Below are 16,461 nucleotides of genomic sequence, written 5' to 3' on the forward strand. Positions count from 1 at the left end.
TTTATTGGAGTTTGAAAGTTATTTTACTGTTCCGGCATATTCGCCCTGGCTTACCGCCGGGTTAGCGGCAATGCTCTGCTCTCCCCGCAAGGGTAAATCTTGATTGTCCTGCACATACCATACCGAAAGCGCCGCGCAAAACATACATACACCAGCCAGCACAATGGCGTAAATAGCCTGTCCGCCGAAGATGTTTTTCACTATCCAGCCGCCAAAAAAGCCGTTGACAATTTGCGGGAAGGTGATGAAGAAGTTGAAGATGCCCATGTAAACGCCCATCTTTTTAGCGGGGATGGAGCCGGCCAGGATGGCGTAAGGCATAGCCAAAATACTGCCCCAGGCCAGGCCGATACCCACCATAGGCAGGATGAGCATAGTGGGGTTTTGGATAAAGAAGATGGATAGTAAACCCAGGCCCCCCGCTACTAACGAAAACGAATGCGCTGCCTTACGGCTGGTGGCCCTCGCTATGGCAGGCAGCATCAGCGCATAGATGGCCGAAACGCCGTTATAAATACCAAAGCAAATGCCCACCCAGTTACCGGCATCGGCAAATTTGGCCGACGAGGTATCGTGCAGGCCCACATGATAAACATGCTGTGCTATGGCAGGCGCGGCAAATACCCACATAGAAAACAGCGCGAACCAGGAGAAAAATTGTACCAGCCCCAGTTGTTTCATGGTTTTGGGCATGTTACCGAAATCGGTTAGGATGGATAAAATGCCTTTGGATGGTTCTTTGCCCTCTTCGGGATGGAAAGCGGCGTACTCCGCCGGCGAATACTCTTTAGTAGTGAAGATGGTGTACAGTAAACTTCCCATGAGCACCGCCGCACCAATATAGAACGAGTAGGTCTTATTATCGGGCACATGGCCTGGTACGGCAGTTTCGGCAACGCCAACATATTTGTACAATACATAAGGCAGGCATGAACCTGCTACCGCACCCACGCCTATTAAAAACGTTTGCATGGCAAAGCCCTGCCCGCGCTGGCTATCGGGCAGGTTATCCGCAATGAGCGCCCTGAAGGGTTCCATCGCTACGTTGAAGGAGGCATCCATCATCATGAGCACACCCGCGCCAACCATAATAGGGGATAGCACCAACAATAAAGAGGCATTGGGCATAAATACCAAAGCGAGCGCTGCTAAAATGCCGCCCACTAAAAAATAGGGCTTGCGGCGGCCCATTTTATTCCAGGTGCCATCGCTGTAATGGCCAATAATGGGTTGAACGATCATCCCGGTGATGGGCGCTGCCAGCCAGAAAAGCGACAAGTGTTCTACATTGGCACCAAAAATCTGGAGCATGCTTGATGCATTGCCGTTTTGCAACGCGAACCCGAATTGGATACCCAGAAACCCGAAGCTCATGTCAAAAATTTGCCAGGTGCTGAGCCTGGGCCGCTCTACAATATTTTTCATTGTTGGTTCAATAAATGGTATTCAAACAAACGTCCGGGGCATTGCAAACGCGGCGGATTATTTTTTCAGCTCAATTACCAGTGTGGTTTTAGCTGGTATGCTGATATTTTGTATAGACGCCAATTGCTGGCTGGTCGTTACATTAATACCTGCCGTAAAGCCCTTGGTACGTTCGGCAAAGCGTTCGGTATTCAGGGTTTCATCTTTGGCATTGCTGTTGTAAGCCACCATGACGGTTTGCTGCGCATCGTACCTGAAGTATACATAGATGCCCTTGGCGGGGATATATTGCATCAGCTTGCCGGTTTGCAGGGCACTTGATTGCTTACGGAAGTTAGCCAGGGCCCTTACGTAGTTAAAGGCTTCGTTCTCCTTACCGGTACGGCCATCTTGCGTAAACTTGTTGCTTTTATCGCCAGCCCAGCCACCCGGAAAATCAAGCCTCACCAAACCATCCGGGTTAGAAAAGTTTTTCATCAATATCTCGTCACCATAATATAGCTGTGGGATGCCGCGCATGGTAAGCAGTAAAGCCATGCCGGCTTTAAACTTGCTAAAATCCTCGTTTACCATCGAGTAAAAGCGGCTCATATCGTGGTTATCCAAAAATACCACGTTGCGGGTGGCATCCTGGTATAAAAAATCCTGCGCCAAAATGGAGTAGAGCCTGTTTACACCATCTGTCCAGCCGTCTTTTCCGTTTAAGGCCTCAAAAATGCCGTCTTTGATTTGCCCGTCCGTAATGCCGGGCAAATGCGTATCAAAGCCACGGTTTACGGTATTGCCCTGCGTAAAGTAAGCCTGGTTAGGTACCGACCATACCAGCGTTTCGCCAAAGATGGAGAAGTGCGGAAACTCGGCTTTTATTTTGCGGGCCCAATCGGCCATGTAAGCCGCATCATTATAAGGGTAAGTATCCAAACGGAAGCCATCAACCCCGGCGTACTCTATCCACCAGATGTGGTTTTGAGTAAGGTAATTCTGTACGTAGGGGTTGCTTTCGTTCATATCCGCCATGCGGTGGTCAAACCAGCCGTCGAGCATAGTTTTACGGTCCACTGGCGAGGCATGCGGATCCATTACGGCGGCATCCCTAAAGTTCGACTGGGTGTACGTTGGCCACTGATGCACCCAGCTTTTCATCGGCATATCTTTAATAAACCAATGCTCGGTACCTACGTGGTTATGCACCAGGTCTTTAATTACCTTTAAGCCTATGGCATGGCATTTTTCTACATACTGTTTATACAGTTGGTTGTTGCCGTAGCGCGGGTCGGTTTTATAATGATCGGTAACGGCGTAACCGTGGTATGATGCCTGGGGCTCATCGTTCTCAATTTCGGGCGTTAGCCAAATGGTGGTTACGCCTAAGTCTTTCAAATAATCCAGGTGATTCATTACCCCCTGGATATCTCCGCCATGGCGGTAATAGATAGAATCGCGGTTTACAGCAGTTTCCAACATACCGGGCTTGCTGTCGTTTGACGGATCGCCGTTCGAGAACCTGTCGGGCATAATGAGGTAAATCAGGTCTTTGCTGGTAACACCCTGCGCCCGGTTAGGGGAGCGGTTACGCTCCTTTAACTCGTACTGGTATTCAATGTTTTTAGTGCCTGCTTTAGCAAACGCGATGGTAAATAAACCCGGTTTCGCTGTAGCGGATATTTCAATATCTAAAAACAGGTAATTAGAATTTTCTACCTGGTGAACCTGCGCCAGCCGTACCCCGGGATAATTCAGCTTTACCGAGCGGCTGGCTATCTGGTTGCCATGTACAATCAGCTGCAACTTAGGGTTCTTCATCCCCACCCACCAAAAGGCGGGTTCAACACGTTCTAATGCCGGGATCTGGGCGATAGCGCTCGCGGTAACGAACATGAAGAGCAAGGCAACTGACAGGCGTAATTTCATTTTGATCTATTTAGAAGTTTATTGAAAACTGATCGTTAATGTTTTTGATCACTATACTTTTTACTTTCTCACCCTCGGCGGTGTTTGCATTTCCCTGTGGATCAAATTTGGAAATAGGCGTTAAGAAGGATACAAAATCGTCGGTGATACTCATTTTAGCTCCGTTCATTTTAAACGATGTGCTGTTAGCAAACCCATGCAACATCAGTTTAATGTTCTTGAATTTTGATGTTAAGGTTCCTTCCGCTTTGGCGAAAACGATAGTATTCTTAGCCGCATCATAAGTAATGGCGCGTTTGTAAAAATCGCCATGCTCGTAGTTATAGCTTTCGCCGTCATCCTCGTAATACACGTAGGTGTTTTTAACCGCACCCTGGTACACATGGATAGTGAGCGTGTCGGTTGGTTTTTGGGCTGTAGTTTGAACTAACGACTGCATGGGGATGATGCTGCTCTCCTTTACATAAACAGGAAGCTTGCTTTGCGATAACTGGATAATTTTTTGCTGACCGCCATTTTGTACTTCGCCGTTGTACAGATCATACCATTTACCTGCCGGGAAATAAACTTTGCCAAACTTGGCATCGCCCTCAAATGGAGCTACCAGGAATGCGCTGCCAAAAAGGTATTGGTTTTGAAATTGTTCGTTATAAATATTGGCATCAAAGGTGTAATCGATAGCCAATGAGCGCATCAGCGGTTGCCCGTTTTGGGTAGCTTCGTAAAATGCCGAGTATAAATAAGGCATCAGCTTATAGCGCAGGTTGATGTAGTTTCTGGATATTTCCAGCACTTCTTCGCCAAACGTCCAGGGCTCGGCCGATTTGGTGTTCACCGCCGTATGGTTACGGAAGTAGGGATTAAACGCCCCGATCTGGATCCAGCGGGCAAAAAGCGATATTGAGGGGTTGCCTGTAAAGCCGCCAATGTCCATCCCGGTGAAGGCTACACCGCTTAAACCTAAGCTGTTGAGTAAACGCACCCCCGCCAGCATGTGGCTATCTTCGGACCGGTTATCGCCTGTCCAGATGGCTGTATAGCGTTGCAGCCCTGCATAACCCGCACGAGTTAAAATAAACGGGCGTTTGCCAAAAGCTTCCTTGGCACCTTCGTAACTTGAACGGGCCATTTGCATGCCGTACACATTATGGGTTTGCAGGTGCGATGCCTTTTTACCATCGTAATCAAAAATGATGTTATCAGGCATTTTCTGCCCCCAACTGGCTATTTCGTTCATGTCGTTCCAAATGCCGCTAATGCCGTCGGCACCGTACGTCTTCATTTCCTGCGCCCACCAGGTGCGGGTTTTAGGGTTTGTAAAATCGGGAAAATGGCACCAGCCCGGCCATACTTCGCCGCTGTAATTGGTGCTGTCGGGATATTTGGCAAAAATATTAGCCGTTAGGCCACGTTCGTAGGTGCCGTATCCCTTTTCAATTTTTACGCCAGGGTCAACAATCACGGTGAGTTTAAAGCCCATATCTTTGAGCTTGTCGTTCATTTTTTTAGGGTCGGGGAAGCGGTCTTTATCCCAGGTAAATACCTTGTAATGGTCCATGTAATGGATATCCAGGGTAATGCCGTCTGCCGGAATCTTCTTTTCGCGCAGGGTTTGCGCTATGCGAAAAACTTCAGTTTCGGGATAATAGCTGTAGCGGTTTTGCTGGTAGCCCAAACTCCATAGCGGCGGCATTTTCATGCGGCCGGTTAGTGCTGTATAAGATGTAATAATATCGGCAATACGCTTGTTGTAGATGAAGTAATAATTCATCTCGCCGCCGCGTGCGCCAAAAAACGAAAAGCGGTTATTACTGGCGCCGAAGTTAAAATCGCTTTGGTAGGTATTATCCAGAAATATACCGTAGTTAACCTGGTGGTGAATGCCGATATAAAAGGGAATGGTAGAATAGATAGGATCTTGCCCGGCACTGTAGCCAAAGGCATCGGTATTCCAGTTGGTATACCCACTGCCTTTACGGTCGAGGTTCCCGGTTTTTTCTCCTAAACCCACGAAGCGTTCGCCATCCTGCATTTTTTTATAGGTAGTAACGGATTCATTTACCCATGATGTGGTTAAACCGGTTTCGTCCTGGTTGATGATTTTGCCGTCGGGCGTATAAAACGTAATAGCGAAAGGCGATTTGGTAATGGTAACCTTCAGCGAGTCGGTTACCACGTTAACCTCGTTGGTGTTTTGGGTAATGTTGGTTTGAGTTTTTTGTGCTTGCGCGATAACTGCGTACGAAAAATCGGGAGCCAGCTTTTGTTTATCTATCCTTACCCTGATCACGTTTGGAGCGTAAACCGCTATAGTAGCGAAGGCATTATCGGTTGTAATATTTACCTGCTGCCCTTCAATGGCTACACTGGTAATGTTACCCACACTTTTAACCGGACTGGTTTGTGCAAACGTTAAACAATTGGCAAGTAAGGCAAAGGGAATTAAAAAGCAGGATTTGATATTCATAGTCAATGTGTTGTTTAATGATGATCATTTAAAATTAACCAAAAAACGATCGTGATGTAGCAATAACCTGCCCGCTTATCAGGGCGGGCAGGAATAAGGTCAGTTATTAATTATTGCTTTGTTATAGTGTAAGCCAGCTTACTGATATCCAGTGTGATTAAATAATTACCTGCTACCGTAATGGGAATATTGTTTCCGTTTTGAGTATCAAGTGTGCCATTATTGGTTAATGAGCCATAGCTTGTTCCCCAATCGTGATTTAACCTGAACTTTAATGCGCCAACCGTGAGGGCTACCACGCCCGACCAGGTTTGCGTGCCATTGTTAAATTTAAGGTCGGTATCGCTTTGAACACCGCTGCCATTTGGCCAGCCGTTAGGTGTGGCATCGCCAACAATACTCCATTGCACTTGTGTAAAGGCGATGGTACCTTGATTAAGGTCGACCGTAACGAGGTTTGATTTGATATTGAAGTTAGGATCAACTGTAGTTTTGGTAGGAGCGAGGATATCGCCGCCCGTAGTACTTATCAAACCGCTGCCTGCATTGCCGTATGCAACATTGAAGTTTTTGGCTGTTGTGATTTTAAAATGCTGATCGCTACCGGTAAAATTAATGATGCCTGTAAAAATACCGTTGCCTGTGGCCGATTGCAAACTATCTGCAGTAGCCGGGGTCCAACCCTGGTATGCGCCAGGAACATACACATAAGATGCCAGTGCGAATGGGGTAGCTGTTAAGGTGACCACGTTTGAGTACACAATACCCGCTGTTGCGCTTAATGATGATTTTAAACGGACTTCAACCTGGGTGCTGGTACCTGCTGAAATACCCATGCCTAATAATACGTTGTTCAGATCTTGCACCGAGAATGCTTGCGATAGTACATTGGCCCCTAATGCAACTTCCTTTTTTGGCGTTGCAAAATTATCGCCCTTGGTATCAAACTGCAAAACATTGCTCACCGCGGCAGTATAGCCGTAGGAGGGAGCCGTAGCGGTAAAGGTAACTGCCGTAGCTGATAAATTTGCTTTAACTAATGCCGGTGTGGTTGTGGATGCCGTAAGCACAGCTGCTTTTGTTTTGCTGCTATCAACAGATATGATCTGTTCATCCTTTTTGCAGGCCGCCAACAGGAGCATCATACCTGTAGCCAGCTGTAAATACTTTGTAAAAACCGTTTTCATTTTTTTGTATTTATTGGTTTATCAATTGGTTAGGCAAAGGGGCAATAAGCCCCTTTGCTATAGCTTAATAACCGGTGTTCTGGATCAGGTTAGTGTTATTGGTAATATCGCTCGATGGTATCGGGTATAAAGTTCTGAAGCTTTCAACTCCTTTACCTGCTTTAACTCCGCCTTTCCAGGGCCATACGTAATTTGACCCGGTAAACATACCATAACGGATCAGGTCTGTACGCCTGAAACCTTCCCAATACAACTCGCGGCCACGTTCGTTTAAAACATCGCTTAATGTAATTGAGGTTAAGTTTCCCGATGTATTGCCATAGGCACGGGCACGCAGTAGGTTTACATAGTTTAGGGCCCCAGAGGTACTACCGCCACTACGCAAAGTAGCCTCGGCGTACACCAGGTACATTTCGGCTAAACGGAAAAGCGGGAAATCTGTTGAGCAGAAGGTTCCGTTTGATGATGCTGCCGTAGCACCGCCCGATGTGATGTTTTTAAATTTAACTACGGCCAAACCGTCGGTAAACGTATTTACATCATCAATATCCTGCTTGGTACCGTAAAACATGGCGCGTTTATCGGTGTTACCGCTTTGATCGGCAAATAATTGCGGAAGCATTTTGGTGCTGCGGTTACCACCCCAGCCTCCATTGGGGATGCCGTATAATGCGGGTGTCATGGCGCCGTTTACAGCTGCGTTAATAATATAAGTGGTGCCGCCGTAGTTCTGGCTGTTTATGCCATCATAGTTAACTGATAAAATAGTTTCCGGGTTGTTCAGGTTATTATCGGCTAAAAATAAATTGCGGTAGTTGGTGGCCAATGTATACCCTGAGGCTATTACTTTGCTGGAATAAGTGATGGCATCGCCATATTTGCCGTTGCCTGCACCTAAATAGGTTTCGGCATTCAGGTACATCCGGGCAAGCAGCGCCCAATCGGCGGCCTGGTCTGCGCGGCCATATTCGTTTTGCTTAGGCGCCATCAGCAAGGGGTCGATCGCTTTTAATTCCGATTCGATGTAGGCATACAATTTAGCCCTCATAATTTGCGGCGGAAAAAATTTGCCAGTCGGCGTATTCTCATCAATGTAAGGTGGATTACCAAACAGATCCATCAATACCCAGTAGGCGTAGGCCCTTAAAAAACGTGCTTCGGCACGGTAGTATTTGGCGTTGGTTAAATCGGCACCGGTGATGTTACGGGAGCTTAACTTACTATCGGTAGACTCGGAAATGAACGAGCTGGCCACCCTTACCTGGTAAATACAACGGTTATACAAACCGTTAAGCAATGAGTTACTTGCCGACCAGCCCATGTTGTGAAAATCCGGAACATCAGGGTCGTTCCAGGCACAGATCGCCTCGTCGGTAGTCCATTCCTGGGCGCTCCAGTATAAACGTACAAAGTCGGATGTTCCGGCATCTATCCCGCCAAGGTCTGATGTACCTGCACCGCCGCTGCCTGTTAACGCAAAGGCAGCATATACCTTAGCTAATGATTCTTTGTAACCCAGCGGGGTGGCATAAGCCTGATCGCTGGTAGTTGAATTTGTAGGGGTACGGTTCAGGTCTTTTTGGCATGATACCAGGCTCACAGTGATGGCAAGCGTGATACTCAAATATTTTATTAAATTCTTTTTCATGTCTTTCAAATTATATCGTTAATTAAAAACCAAGATTTAAGCCCAGGGTATAGGTTCTTGGCCTTGGATAAAATTTGTTGTCGATACCATCATAAATTTCAGGATCAACACCAGAGTATTTGGTAATGGTAAATACGTTTTGAACATTGGCGTTTAAGCGCAGGTTCATGGTTTTATAAATCTTACCGAAGTTGTAACCCAAACCAACGTTATCCATTTTCAAAAACGACGCGTTCTCTACATAATAATCGCTCATGTACTGGCTATTGGTAAAGCCGGTTTTTAAAAGACTGCTGCTCGCGTTATTGATTAAACCTGCAGAACTGATCAGGGTATTTTGGGTACCCAAATTTGATGCAATGTTGTTGTACATATAGTTACCCAGGTTGGCACGCAATACAGTGCTTGCTGTCCATTTTTTATAAGTAAACTGGGTGCTGAAGCCCATTACGTAAGTTGGGTATGGGGATTTATAACGGTACAGATCGCTTGAGTTAATGATGCCGTCGCCATTTAAATCCTGATACACACCCTGTAAGGGTTTACCATTGGCATCATAAACCTGTTTGTATACATAAAAGCTTTTGGCGTTGTAACCAACGGTATTTACCTGAACGGTATTTGCGGTACCGCCTGATATACCTCCAACCAAAGTACCTACGGAATTGTTATCGCTGGTGATTGACAGGTTAGTGATTTTGTTTTTGTTATAAGCAACATTATAGCTGATGCTCCAAGTGATATCGTTGGTTTTGATAGCTATGCCGGTTAAGTTTAACTCGATACCGCGGTTAGTCATGTTACCTACGTTGGTGGTTAACTGGTTGGTAAAGTTAGTACCTGACGGGATGAACACTGTGGAAAGCAGGTCTTTGGTGTTTTTGTAGTAAGCATCAACAGTACCGGTAATACGCTGGTTGAGAAAGCCAAAATCAAACCCAATATTGGTGGCCTGTGTAGTTTCCCACTTCAGGTTGCTATCATAAGCAGCTGGTGTGTACAGGTAGTAATAGCTGTTACCAAACTGATATTGCGAGCCGTTGCCGCTTAACGAGTAGGTTGGCAGATAACCATAGTTACCAATGCCATCTTGCTGGCCGGTTACGCCATAGCTTAAGCGCAATTTAAGGTCAGACAGGGTTTTAGAATCCTTCAGGAAACTCTCATCGCTAATCCTCCAGGTAAATGCCGCCGAAGGGAAAACACCCCAACGGTTAGCCGGGCTAAATTTAGATGAACCATCTGTACGTAAAGAGCCCGAAAAGATATACTTGGTATCAAAAGTATAAATTAAACGACCGTAGTACGATATCAGCGTATATTGAGGTTTATCGTAAGGATAAACCTGTTCAGAACCCGCTATCAGGGTGCCGTTGGCGCTGTAATTGGCGTAGTTATAGTTGGTGGTTAAAAAATCGTAGTAACCGTAACCGGCTGTTACATTGATGTTACTTTTTATTGATTTAATATCACTGGTATAGTTTAAATAAGCTTCGGCGGTTTTGTTAAAGATATTTTGGTGATACTCTGTATTGGTACCCTGGGTTGAGTAGCCTTGTGCCGCGTTAGCAGGTATGTAGGTGCCGCCGCCGCCTTTTGAAACATCATACCCAAGGTTGATGTTGGCGTGTAAAGCCTTTAGGAACGGAAAACGGTAATCAATTGTACCATTGCCAATACTGCGGTAGGTATCACCATTGTTGTATTTATCCAATAACAGGCCTACAGGGTTACGTGGAGCATTAGGGTTAACTCCGCTTGAAGCTGTTCCCGGTGTATTGTACCATTCGTAATAGCCGTTCCATGGCGAACCGGTAACGTGTACGGGTTGAGTTGGATCAAATGTTAAGGCTGCGCCGATGGCATCCTGGTTGGCAAACCTGCTTTTTGCATAAGCGCCCTTAACGTTAAAGTCAAATTTCAGGTCGTCGTTAAAAAACTTAGGGCTCAGCCTGATAGACATGGTTGTGCGCTCCAACTTGTCTGTTAATAAAGTACCGCTTTGGTTAAGGTAACCTAACGAAAAGCGGTAAGGTGTATGTTTAGTAGTACCGCTTACACTGAAATCATTATCAGATGCAAATGCGTTCTGATAAATCTCTTTTTGCCAGTCGGTATTGGAGTTGCCTAACAGAGCCGCTTTATTGGTGCCGTTAGCAGCATCATAAGCTTTAACGTATGCGCGAATTTGGTCGCCGCTTAAAACCGAGATCTCTTTAGGGTTGGTAGCAATAGAGTTTTTAGAAGAGAAACTGAATTGAGGTGCGCCCGAGGTACCTTTTTTGGTAGTGATGATAATTACACCGTTTGAAGCCCTTGAACCATAAATAGCTGTTGATGCGGCATCTTTCAATACGGTAAAGGTTTCAATATCATCAGGATTGATCATACTTAACGGATCGCCCACACCCGAAATGGATGATGTGCCATCGGCTTTCTTGGTGCTTTGCAAGGGGATACCATCAACAATGATCAAGGGATCGTTACTTGAATTTAATGATGCACCCTGACGGATACGGATAGTTGAACCGGCTCCCGGCTGGCCGCCATTGGTAGTGATAGACACGCCCGATATTTTACCCTGGATGAGTTGGGCAGGCGACGCGGTAGTACCTTGTTGAAAATCCTTGGACGATACGGTTGAAATAGCTCCGGTTAAATCTTTTTTAGTTTGTGTACCGTAACCAATTACCACCACCTCGTTCAAGCTTTTTGAGTTGGGAGCCAGGCTAAAATCAACCGTTTGGTGGCCAGCCGTTACCGTAATTGATTTTGATAAAGCCGCGTAGCCAATAAAGCTGGCTGTTATTGTATAGGCACCGGGCTTAACCCCTTTAATGGTAAAAACACCATTGCCGTCAGTAGCACCACCAATGCCCCCCGATAGGGTAACCGATGCTCCAGGCAAGGGGAGTTTATTTTCATCAATAATTTTACCCGAAATACTTCCTGTTTGAGCAAATGCCATACCGGATATGATGAGCATTGCCATTAACAGCATGTACTTTTTTAAATAATTGTGTCTCATTTATTTGGAATTTGTGAATAAAAAGGATTTTATTCTGGTTATTTTAATTGGTTTTAAAAGACAAAAAAGCTTGCTTCCTGTTATTAAGCAATAACTGCATTTTAAGTTGAGTAGCGTATTTTCATATTGGTTTATTGGGTTTTAATTGGTTTCTTTTTTTTGCCGGTTAAGTTTCCGCTATAGCTGTACGGTTAAATACAACTGTTTAGAAGGCACTTTAACAGCAAACAATAATCGGTTTATGCGTCAAAAATTCTGGTTAGTTTTATTGCCTTTGATTTGCAAGGCAAGCCGGAATTGATTTGATATACAAAGGAAGATGGCTTTTGGAGTAAAAGCTATTTGTTTAGAGAAAATTTAAAAAAATAACGCCTTTTTAAAAGTTAAAATATTGATTTATAAGTATTTTTAAAATAATGCATCTGGAAAAATATAAATGTAATTTTAGATTTTTCAGGGATAACTTGACGGGAAAACAGCGATTTACAAGGCAGGAAAAATAAAACCCTACATAGTGTTAACTATACAATAAGGGTATATCAAGCGTGCACAGAAGGGAAGCTGATCCATTTTACATCGCGAACGTTATCATTCCGGAAGATCTTCCCGGATAAGGAGATGTGGAACAATTTGGGTTGATCTATCTTTTTAACGATATCCATATAAACACAACCATAAACCAGGCTTGCCAACAATAGATCAAGGCACACCAAGAATCTAAGCTTTGTTAGAAATATCAACCGCTTTGATGGCCATAATACGGTGTTCAAATTGATCGCTGGATATGGCTTTGGCTTTGATGCGCATTTTGTATACGTAAATGGTTTTTTCTGAATACTCTAAAATTTTGGCAATTGTTTCTGTATCCGATATGCCCATGCGTATCAGTGCGAAAATGCGGAGATCAGTTGTTAAAACCTCATCCTCTTTGGGCCATATCTGATCTTCCTTACGGAACATGGCATTAAACTCGGTAATAAAGTTGGGGAATATCTTGATGAATACATGGTCGAAGGTATAGAACAAAGTGTCGCGCTCTTTTTTGATGTTGATCTTATCCACAACAATCTGGATGTCATCGTATTTTTTAGCACGTAGTTTCGTATCAACGGAGCGCTTTAACTTTTCCAGCTGCAAAATATAGCCTGATATCACATTAAAAAAGTAACCGATGTAATCTTCCTTAATCTTGGTGCCTTCAAGCAGCTTCTCATTGATGCGTTCTAACTGTATATTCTTGTCGTCAATGATTTTTTCTTTCGCTTTCAGATCATTTAACCGCCTGAACAGCATCACCGAAAACCAAACCACCAGCAGGGCCAATACGGTAAGCGTAACCATGTAGATGATAAAGCTCCTTTTTTCACTTTCAATAAAATTCAGCCTGTCTGATGCTACAATGGGTAGCAGGGTGCCTATCTGGATCTTTCGCTGGCGTGCGCCGTAAAACTCGGCATCAGCAAGGGCCTGTTGCAGGTAAATGTAGGCGTGATTAACATCGCCCGATTTATACAACAATTCGGCAAGCCAGAACAAGGCCACCGTCTCCTTGGTTGATGAGCGGATGTCGTTAATAGAAGCCTGCAATAAAAGATCCGTGCTTTGTTCGCGTTTGGTATTCGAATAAATAGTGCTTAGTGTAGAGTACACAATGGCTTTTTGGTGATCGGTGAGCGCATGGTGATCCATCAGTTCAATAAAATCAACTGATGCTTCCTGCAATTGCCCATTTTTCAGTTTCTTATATCCCGTAAGGTAAATTTTGTTGTAAGAGTTTGGCTTGCTTATCGCGATAGCTGAGTCAATATATTTGTTAGCCATCGCATTATAATAGGGTGCATAATGCCGGTCGTTATCATAATTAGCCAGGTCGTAGTAGGTGCGCGTCATCAGCGAATAGTACTCTATTTTTACGCTATCATCCAGGGGCTCGATATTGATGTTGCTTAAATTATCAAAAGTTTCTTTAAACATTCCCGAGGATAAGAGGATGAAGCCGAGTTTGATTTTGCTGTAATCTTCCTTGCCCTTATCCTTCATGGCATGGCTCAGTTCCTGCAATTTGGTGGCGAACACATAAGCCGAATCGTACTGGTACGATTTATACTCATCATAAAGTTGAGAACATTTGTCGAACTGTGCCACAAGGTTGTTTTTTGGAATTTTATTTAAAGAAGCTTTGAGGCTTTGAATAACCTGTTCCTTACGCTGATCGTAAATATGTTTGCGGCTAAATTCGTTTTTTAGTTGTTCGAGCAGGCTGTCAGTTTTAACCGATGAAAAAGCAGGAAATGAAAAAAGTATGAGAAACGCAAACAACAAGAAGCTACGCATAATTGGTCTTTAAAAATGCAAATTAAACTATAATTTAGATGCAAATACGAAATTTAAATGGTACGAAGTTCAGTTTATCAAAATTTCATATTTATACTATTCAATACAAAATGTTTAACCGGCATTTCAAAAGATCATATTCTGTAAAATCTGCATATATAAAGCAACGCACTTTAAAATGGCATAAATAGAAATTGCCCCAAAACGAATGCGTATCTGATGAGTTGAGCGTTGTTGACGAGAAAACATCCACCGGTATTTTAATGATGGATGCTTTAAAAATCGACTTCTTTCTGATGACCGTCCTTTCGGCTTACTAACTAAACGACCTTGGAGCGTGCTGAAGTATTTCGTCAGAAAGGTTCTTTTCTCAATTTAACAATCCTTAAGGCATCTTCCTTAACTTCGGGACTAAAACCGTCAGCTTCCGAGATGTCATAAAGGCCGTCTACCAATTGTGCTATTACAGTTTCAAAATATCTCGAACCACCTATGCCATCGTATCGACGTGCAATGTGTTTATCAAACTTTGCTATAGCATTAAAAATTTTGTAATAAGCTTCTTTGGTATCAGTGTTGCCGCTTTTCCATGCCTGTAAAATAGAATCAAACTCTTTTAAGCCCTGTTCAAATTCTATCAACAGACCCTTATCCATCAATTGCCTTGCAATTTTTTTATCTTTTTTAGGTAGTTCGTAATACATACTCTTATAAACTAAAATCAGTTACTCAAATATCGCAAAACCACCAATAAAAAAAGCAAACATTGCCATATTCAGTTTTTGAACCGGGCTTATTAAACTTATGCTTAAAACTATACTAAGGAGCCATCTCAAGGTCTGTTACAGTGGGCTGCCAAAGGAAAGTAAGAGAATTCGACGAAGCTCATACCTGTTTAATATTTAAGGCCTTTTTATAAAACAAGCTAAATTATTGCCGCTAAAGGTGAATATCCGGCAAAAATAATAACGGATTTTGCTTCAATTTTATAGCATGGCAGAAACGGGCGTAAACAGCAATAAATATCCCAAAAGCATCTATTATATTATCGCGAACGAAGGGGCCGAGCGCTTTAGCTTTTACGGCATGCGATCTATTCTGGCCACTTTTTTAGTGGCTCATTTTTTTAATCCTTCGTTAAATCCGGCCCTGCAAAGCGTGGCGGAAGCTAAAGCGAACGAGGCCACTCATTTTTTTGTTTCGTTAGCTTATGCGCTGCCATTTTTGGGCGGCCTTATGGCCGATTGGTTTTTTGGCAAGTACAAGGTTATCTTTTATATTTCGCTGGTATACTGTGCCGGCCACCTCTGTTTGGCGCTGTTTGAAGATAAGCTTGAGGTATTTCAATATGGCTTACTTTTGATTGCCATTGGAGCCGGGGGCATCAAATCGTGCGTGACGGCTAACCTGGGCGACCAGTTTACAGCAGCCAACAGGCACCTGTTATCAAAGGTATATAGCTGGTTTTACTTTAGTATCAATGCGGGATCAGTTTTATCAACCGTCATGATTCCCTTAATCTATGCCAATTACGGTCCGAAATGGGCTTTTGGCATTCCCGGTATTTTGATGGCTTTGGCTGCGCTGATCTTCTTTCTTGGCCGCAAAAACTACGTTAACGTTCCTCCTTCGGGAGTTAACAAAAATAATTTTGTGTTTATTTCGGTGTATGCGCTTTTTAACTTTAAGCGCAAGAAAAAAGGCAGCCATTTGCTTGATGTAGCAAAAGAGAAGTTTGATGCCGTGAAGGTGGAGGATGTTAAAACTGTATACAATGTACTGGCCGTTTTTAGTTTTATCCCTATTTTCTGGGCACTTTGGGATCAGAATCTATCCGAGTGGGTGCTGCAAGCCACCAAGCTGGACTTGAACGTGTTGGGCTTTAAATTTTTGCCTGAGCAAATTCAAACAGCCAATGCGCTTTTCCTGTTGCTGTTTATACCCTTGTTTAATTACCTGCTCTATCCGTTTTTAGATAAAAGGGGGATCAAAACAACTCCGCTGCGACGAATAGGAGCAGGTTTAGTATTAACAGCGCTCGCTTTTGTTGTGATTGCCTTATTGCAGGTTGAGGTTGATGCAGGAGGGCATCCATCTGCCTTATGGCAATTGCTGGCTTATGCTATCCTGGCGGCGGCCGAAGTTTTGGTATCTATAACAGGTTTGGAGTATGCCTACACGCAGGCCAGCAAATCCATGAAGAGTACGCTGGTAGCTATCTGGCTATTAACCACGGCTCTGGGTAATTTATTTACAGCCCTGGTTAATAAGAGCATCAGTAACGGCGGTTTTTTTGCTCAATTTAAGGGTGCCAATTATTATTGGTTTTTTATAGGGCTGCTATGCTTTTTTATCCTGGTGTATATGCTCGTCTCTCCCCATATAAGCGAGCGGAAGGACTCTGCTGATATTCAGCTGCTGCCCGAAGACAGTATCCCGGTTTATGATTTGATAGAGTAAG

11 protein-coding genes are annotated in these 16,461 nt (G+C 44.0%); 2 read left to right on the forward strand and 9 right to left on the reverse strand.

The features are described 5' to 3' along the window. Positions 1-18: 18 nt before the first annotated feature. From MUCPA_RS32540 to MUCPA_RS32570, 8 genes are all read right to left on the reverse strand, one after another. The gene (locus MUCPA_RS32540; protein WP_008512506.1) at positions 19-1,425 is read right to left on the reverse strand and encodes an MFS transporter; all 1,407 of its coding nucleotides are present in this window, start codon (positions 1,423-1,425) and stop codon (positions 19-21) included. A gap of 57 nt (positions 1,426-1,482) precedes the next feature. Beyond that, positions 1,483-3,336: a glycoside hydrolase family 13 protein gene (locus tag MUCPA_RS32545; protein ID WP_008512507.1), complete on the reverse strand. Its 1,854-nt coding sequence runs from the start codon at positions 3,334-3,336 to the stop codon at positions 1,483-1,485. A 10-nt stretch (positions 3,337-3,346) separates the two neighbouring features. After that, positions 3,347-5,803, reverse strand: a complete 2,457-nt coding sequence (locus tag MUCPA_RS32550) for a glycoside hydrolase family 31 protein (protein WP_008512508.1) — start codon at positions 5,801-5,803, stop codon at positions 3,347-3,349. Between the two features lie 110 nt (positions 5,804-5,913). Next, complete coding sequence (locus tag MUCPA_RS32555; RefSeq protein ID WP_008512509.1) at positions 5,914-6,990, reverse strand: SusE domain-containing protein; 1,077 nt, start codon at positions 6,988-6,990, stop codon at positions 5,914-5,916. Between the two features lie 64 nt (positions 6,991-7,054). Continuing rightward, positions 7,055-8,638 (reverse strand): RagB/SusD family nutrient uptake outer membrane protein, encoded by a 1,584-nt coding sequence (locus tag MUCPA_RS32560; protein ID WP_008512510.1) that lies wholly within the window; start codon positions 8,636-8,638, stop codon positions 7,055-7,057. Positions 8,639-8,660: 22 nt separating this feature from the next. After that, entirely contained in the window at positions 8,661-11,666 is a 3,006-nt protein-coding gene (locus MUCPA_RS32565) for a SusC/RagA family TonB-linked outer membrane protein (RefSeq protein WP_008512511.1), read from the reverse strand. A gap of 539 nt (positions 11,667-12,205) precedes the next feature. Then, entirely contained in the window at positions 12,206-12,328 is a 123-nt protein-coding gene (locus MUCPA_RS39370; RefSeq protein WP_262492975.1) for a hypothetical protein, read from the reverse strand. A 55-nt stretch (positions 12,329-12,383) separates the two neighbouring features. Next, positions 12,384-14,000, reverse strand: coding sequence for a DUF6377 domain-containing protein (locus MUCPA_RS32570; protein ID WP_008512512.1), 1,617 nt, complete (start codon positions 13,998-14,000; stop codon positions 12,384-12,386). A gap of 194 nt (positions 14,001-14,194) precedes the next feature. Here MUCPA_RS32570 and MUCPA_RS39375 point away from each other — a divergent pair, with 194 nt between their 5' ends. Further along, positions 14,195-14,320, forward strand: coding sequence for a hypothetical protein (locus tag MUCPA_RS39375; RefSeq protein WP_262492976.1), 126 nt, complete (start codon positions 14,195-14,197; stop codon positions 14,318-14,320). A 33-nt stretch (positions 14,321-14,353) separates the two neighbouring features. On the opposite strand, the gene MUCPA_RS32575 is transcribed toward MUCPA_RS39375, so the two are convergent. Continuing rightward, positions 14,354-14,704 carry a hypothetical protein gene (locus MUCPA_RS32575; RefSeq protein WP_008512513.1) on the reverse strand — a complete coding sequence of 117 codons (351 nt, stop codon included), beginning with the start codon at positions 14,702-14,704 and terminating at the stop codon, positions 14,354-14,356. Positions 14,705-14,993: 289 nt separating this feature from the next. Here MUCPA_RS32575 and MUCPA_RS32580 point away from each other — a divergent pair, with 289 nt between their 5' ends. Then, the gene (locus MUCPA_RS32580) at positions 14,994-16,460 is read left to right on the forward strand and encodes a POT-type proton-dependent oligopeptide transporter (protein ID WP_008512514.1); all 1,467 of its coding nucleotides are present in this window, start codon (positions 14,994-14,996) and stop codon (positions 16,458-16,460) included. Position 16,461: the final 1 nt, after the last annotated feature.

Source organism: Mucilaginibacter paludis DSM 18603, from assembly GCF_000166195.2.
Taxonomy (GTDB): domain Bacteria; phylum Bacteroidota; class Bacteroidia; order Sphingobacteriales; family Sphingobacteriaceae; genus Mucilaginibacter; species Mucilaginibacter paludis.

What these genes read in the sequence shown, in the direction of transcription:
- MUCPA_RS32540 (WP_008512506.1), bottom strand. Translation starts at nt 1,425, where the DNA reads ATGAAAAATATTGTAGAGCGGCCCAGGCTCAGCACCTGGCAAATTTTT.
- MUCPA_RS32545 (WP_008512507.1), bottom strand. Translation starts at nt 3,336, where the DNA reads ATGAAATTACGCCTGTCAGTTGCCTTGCTCTTCATGTTCGTTACCGCG.
- MUCPA_RS32550 (WP_008512508.1), bottom strand. Translation starts at nt 5,803, where the DNA reads ATGAATATCAAATCCTGCTTTTTAATTCCCTTTGCCTTACTTGCCAAT.
- MUCPA_RS32555 (WP_008512509.1), bottom strand. Translation starts at nt 6,990, where the DNA reads ATGAAAACGGTTTTTACAAAGTATTTACAGCTGGCTACAGGTATGATG.
- MUCPA_RS32560 (WP_008512510.1), bottom strand. Translation starts at nt 8,638, where the DNA reads ATGAAAAAGAATTTAATAAAATATTTGAGTATCACGCTTGCCATCACT.
- MUCPA_RS32565 (WP_008512511.1), bottom strand. Translation starts at nt 11,666, where the DNA reads ATGAGACACAATTATTTAAAAAAGTACATGCTGTTAATGGCAATGCTC.
- MUCPA_RS39370 (WP_262492975.1), bottom strand. Translation starts at nt 12,328, where the DNA reads ATGGATATCGTTAAAAAGATAGATCAACCCAAATTGTTCCACATCTCC.
- MUCPA_RS32570 (WP_008512512.1), bottom strand. Translation starts at nt 14,000, where the DNA reads ATGCGTAGCTTCTTGTTGTTTGCGTTTCTCATACTTTTTTCATTTCCT.
- MUCPA_RS32575 (WP_008512513.1), bottom strand. Translation starts at nt 14,704, where the DNA reads ATGTATTACGAACTACCTAAAAAAGATAAAAAAATTGCAAGGCAATTG.
- MUCPA_RS32580 (WP_008512514.1), top strand. Translation starts at nt 14,994, where the DNA reads ATGGCAGAAACGGGCGTAAACAGCAATAAATATCCCAAAAGCATCTAT.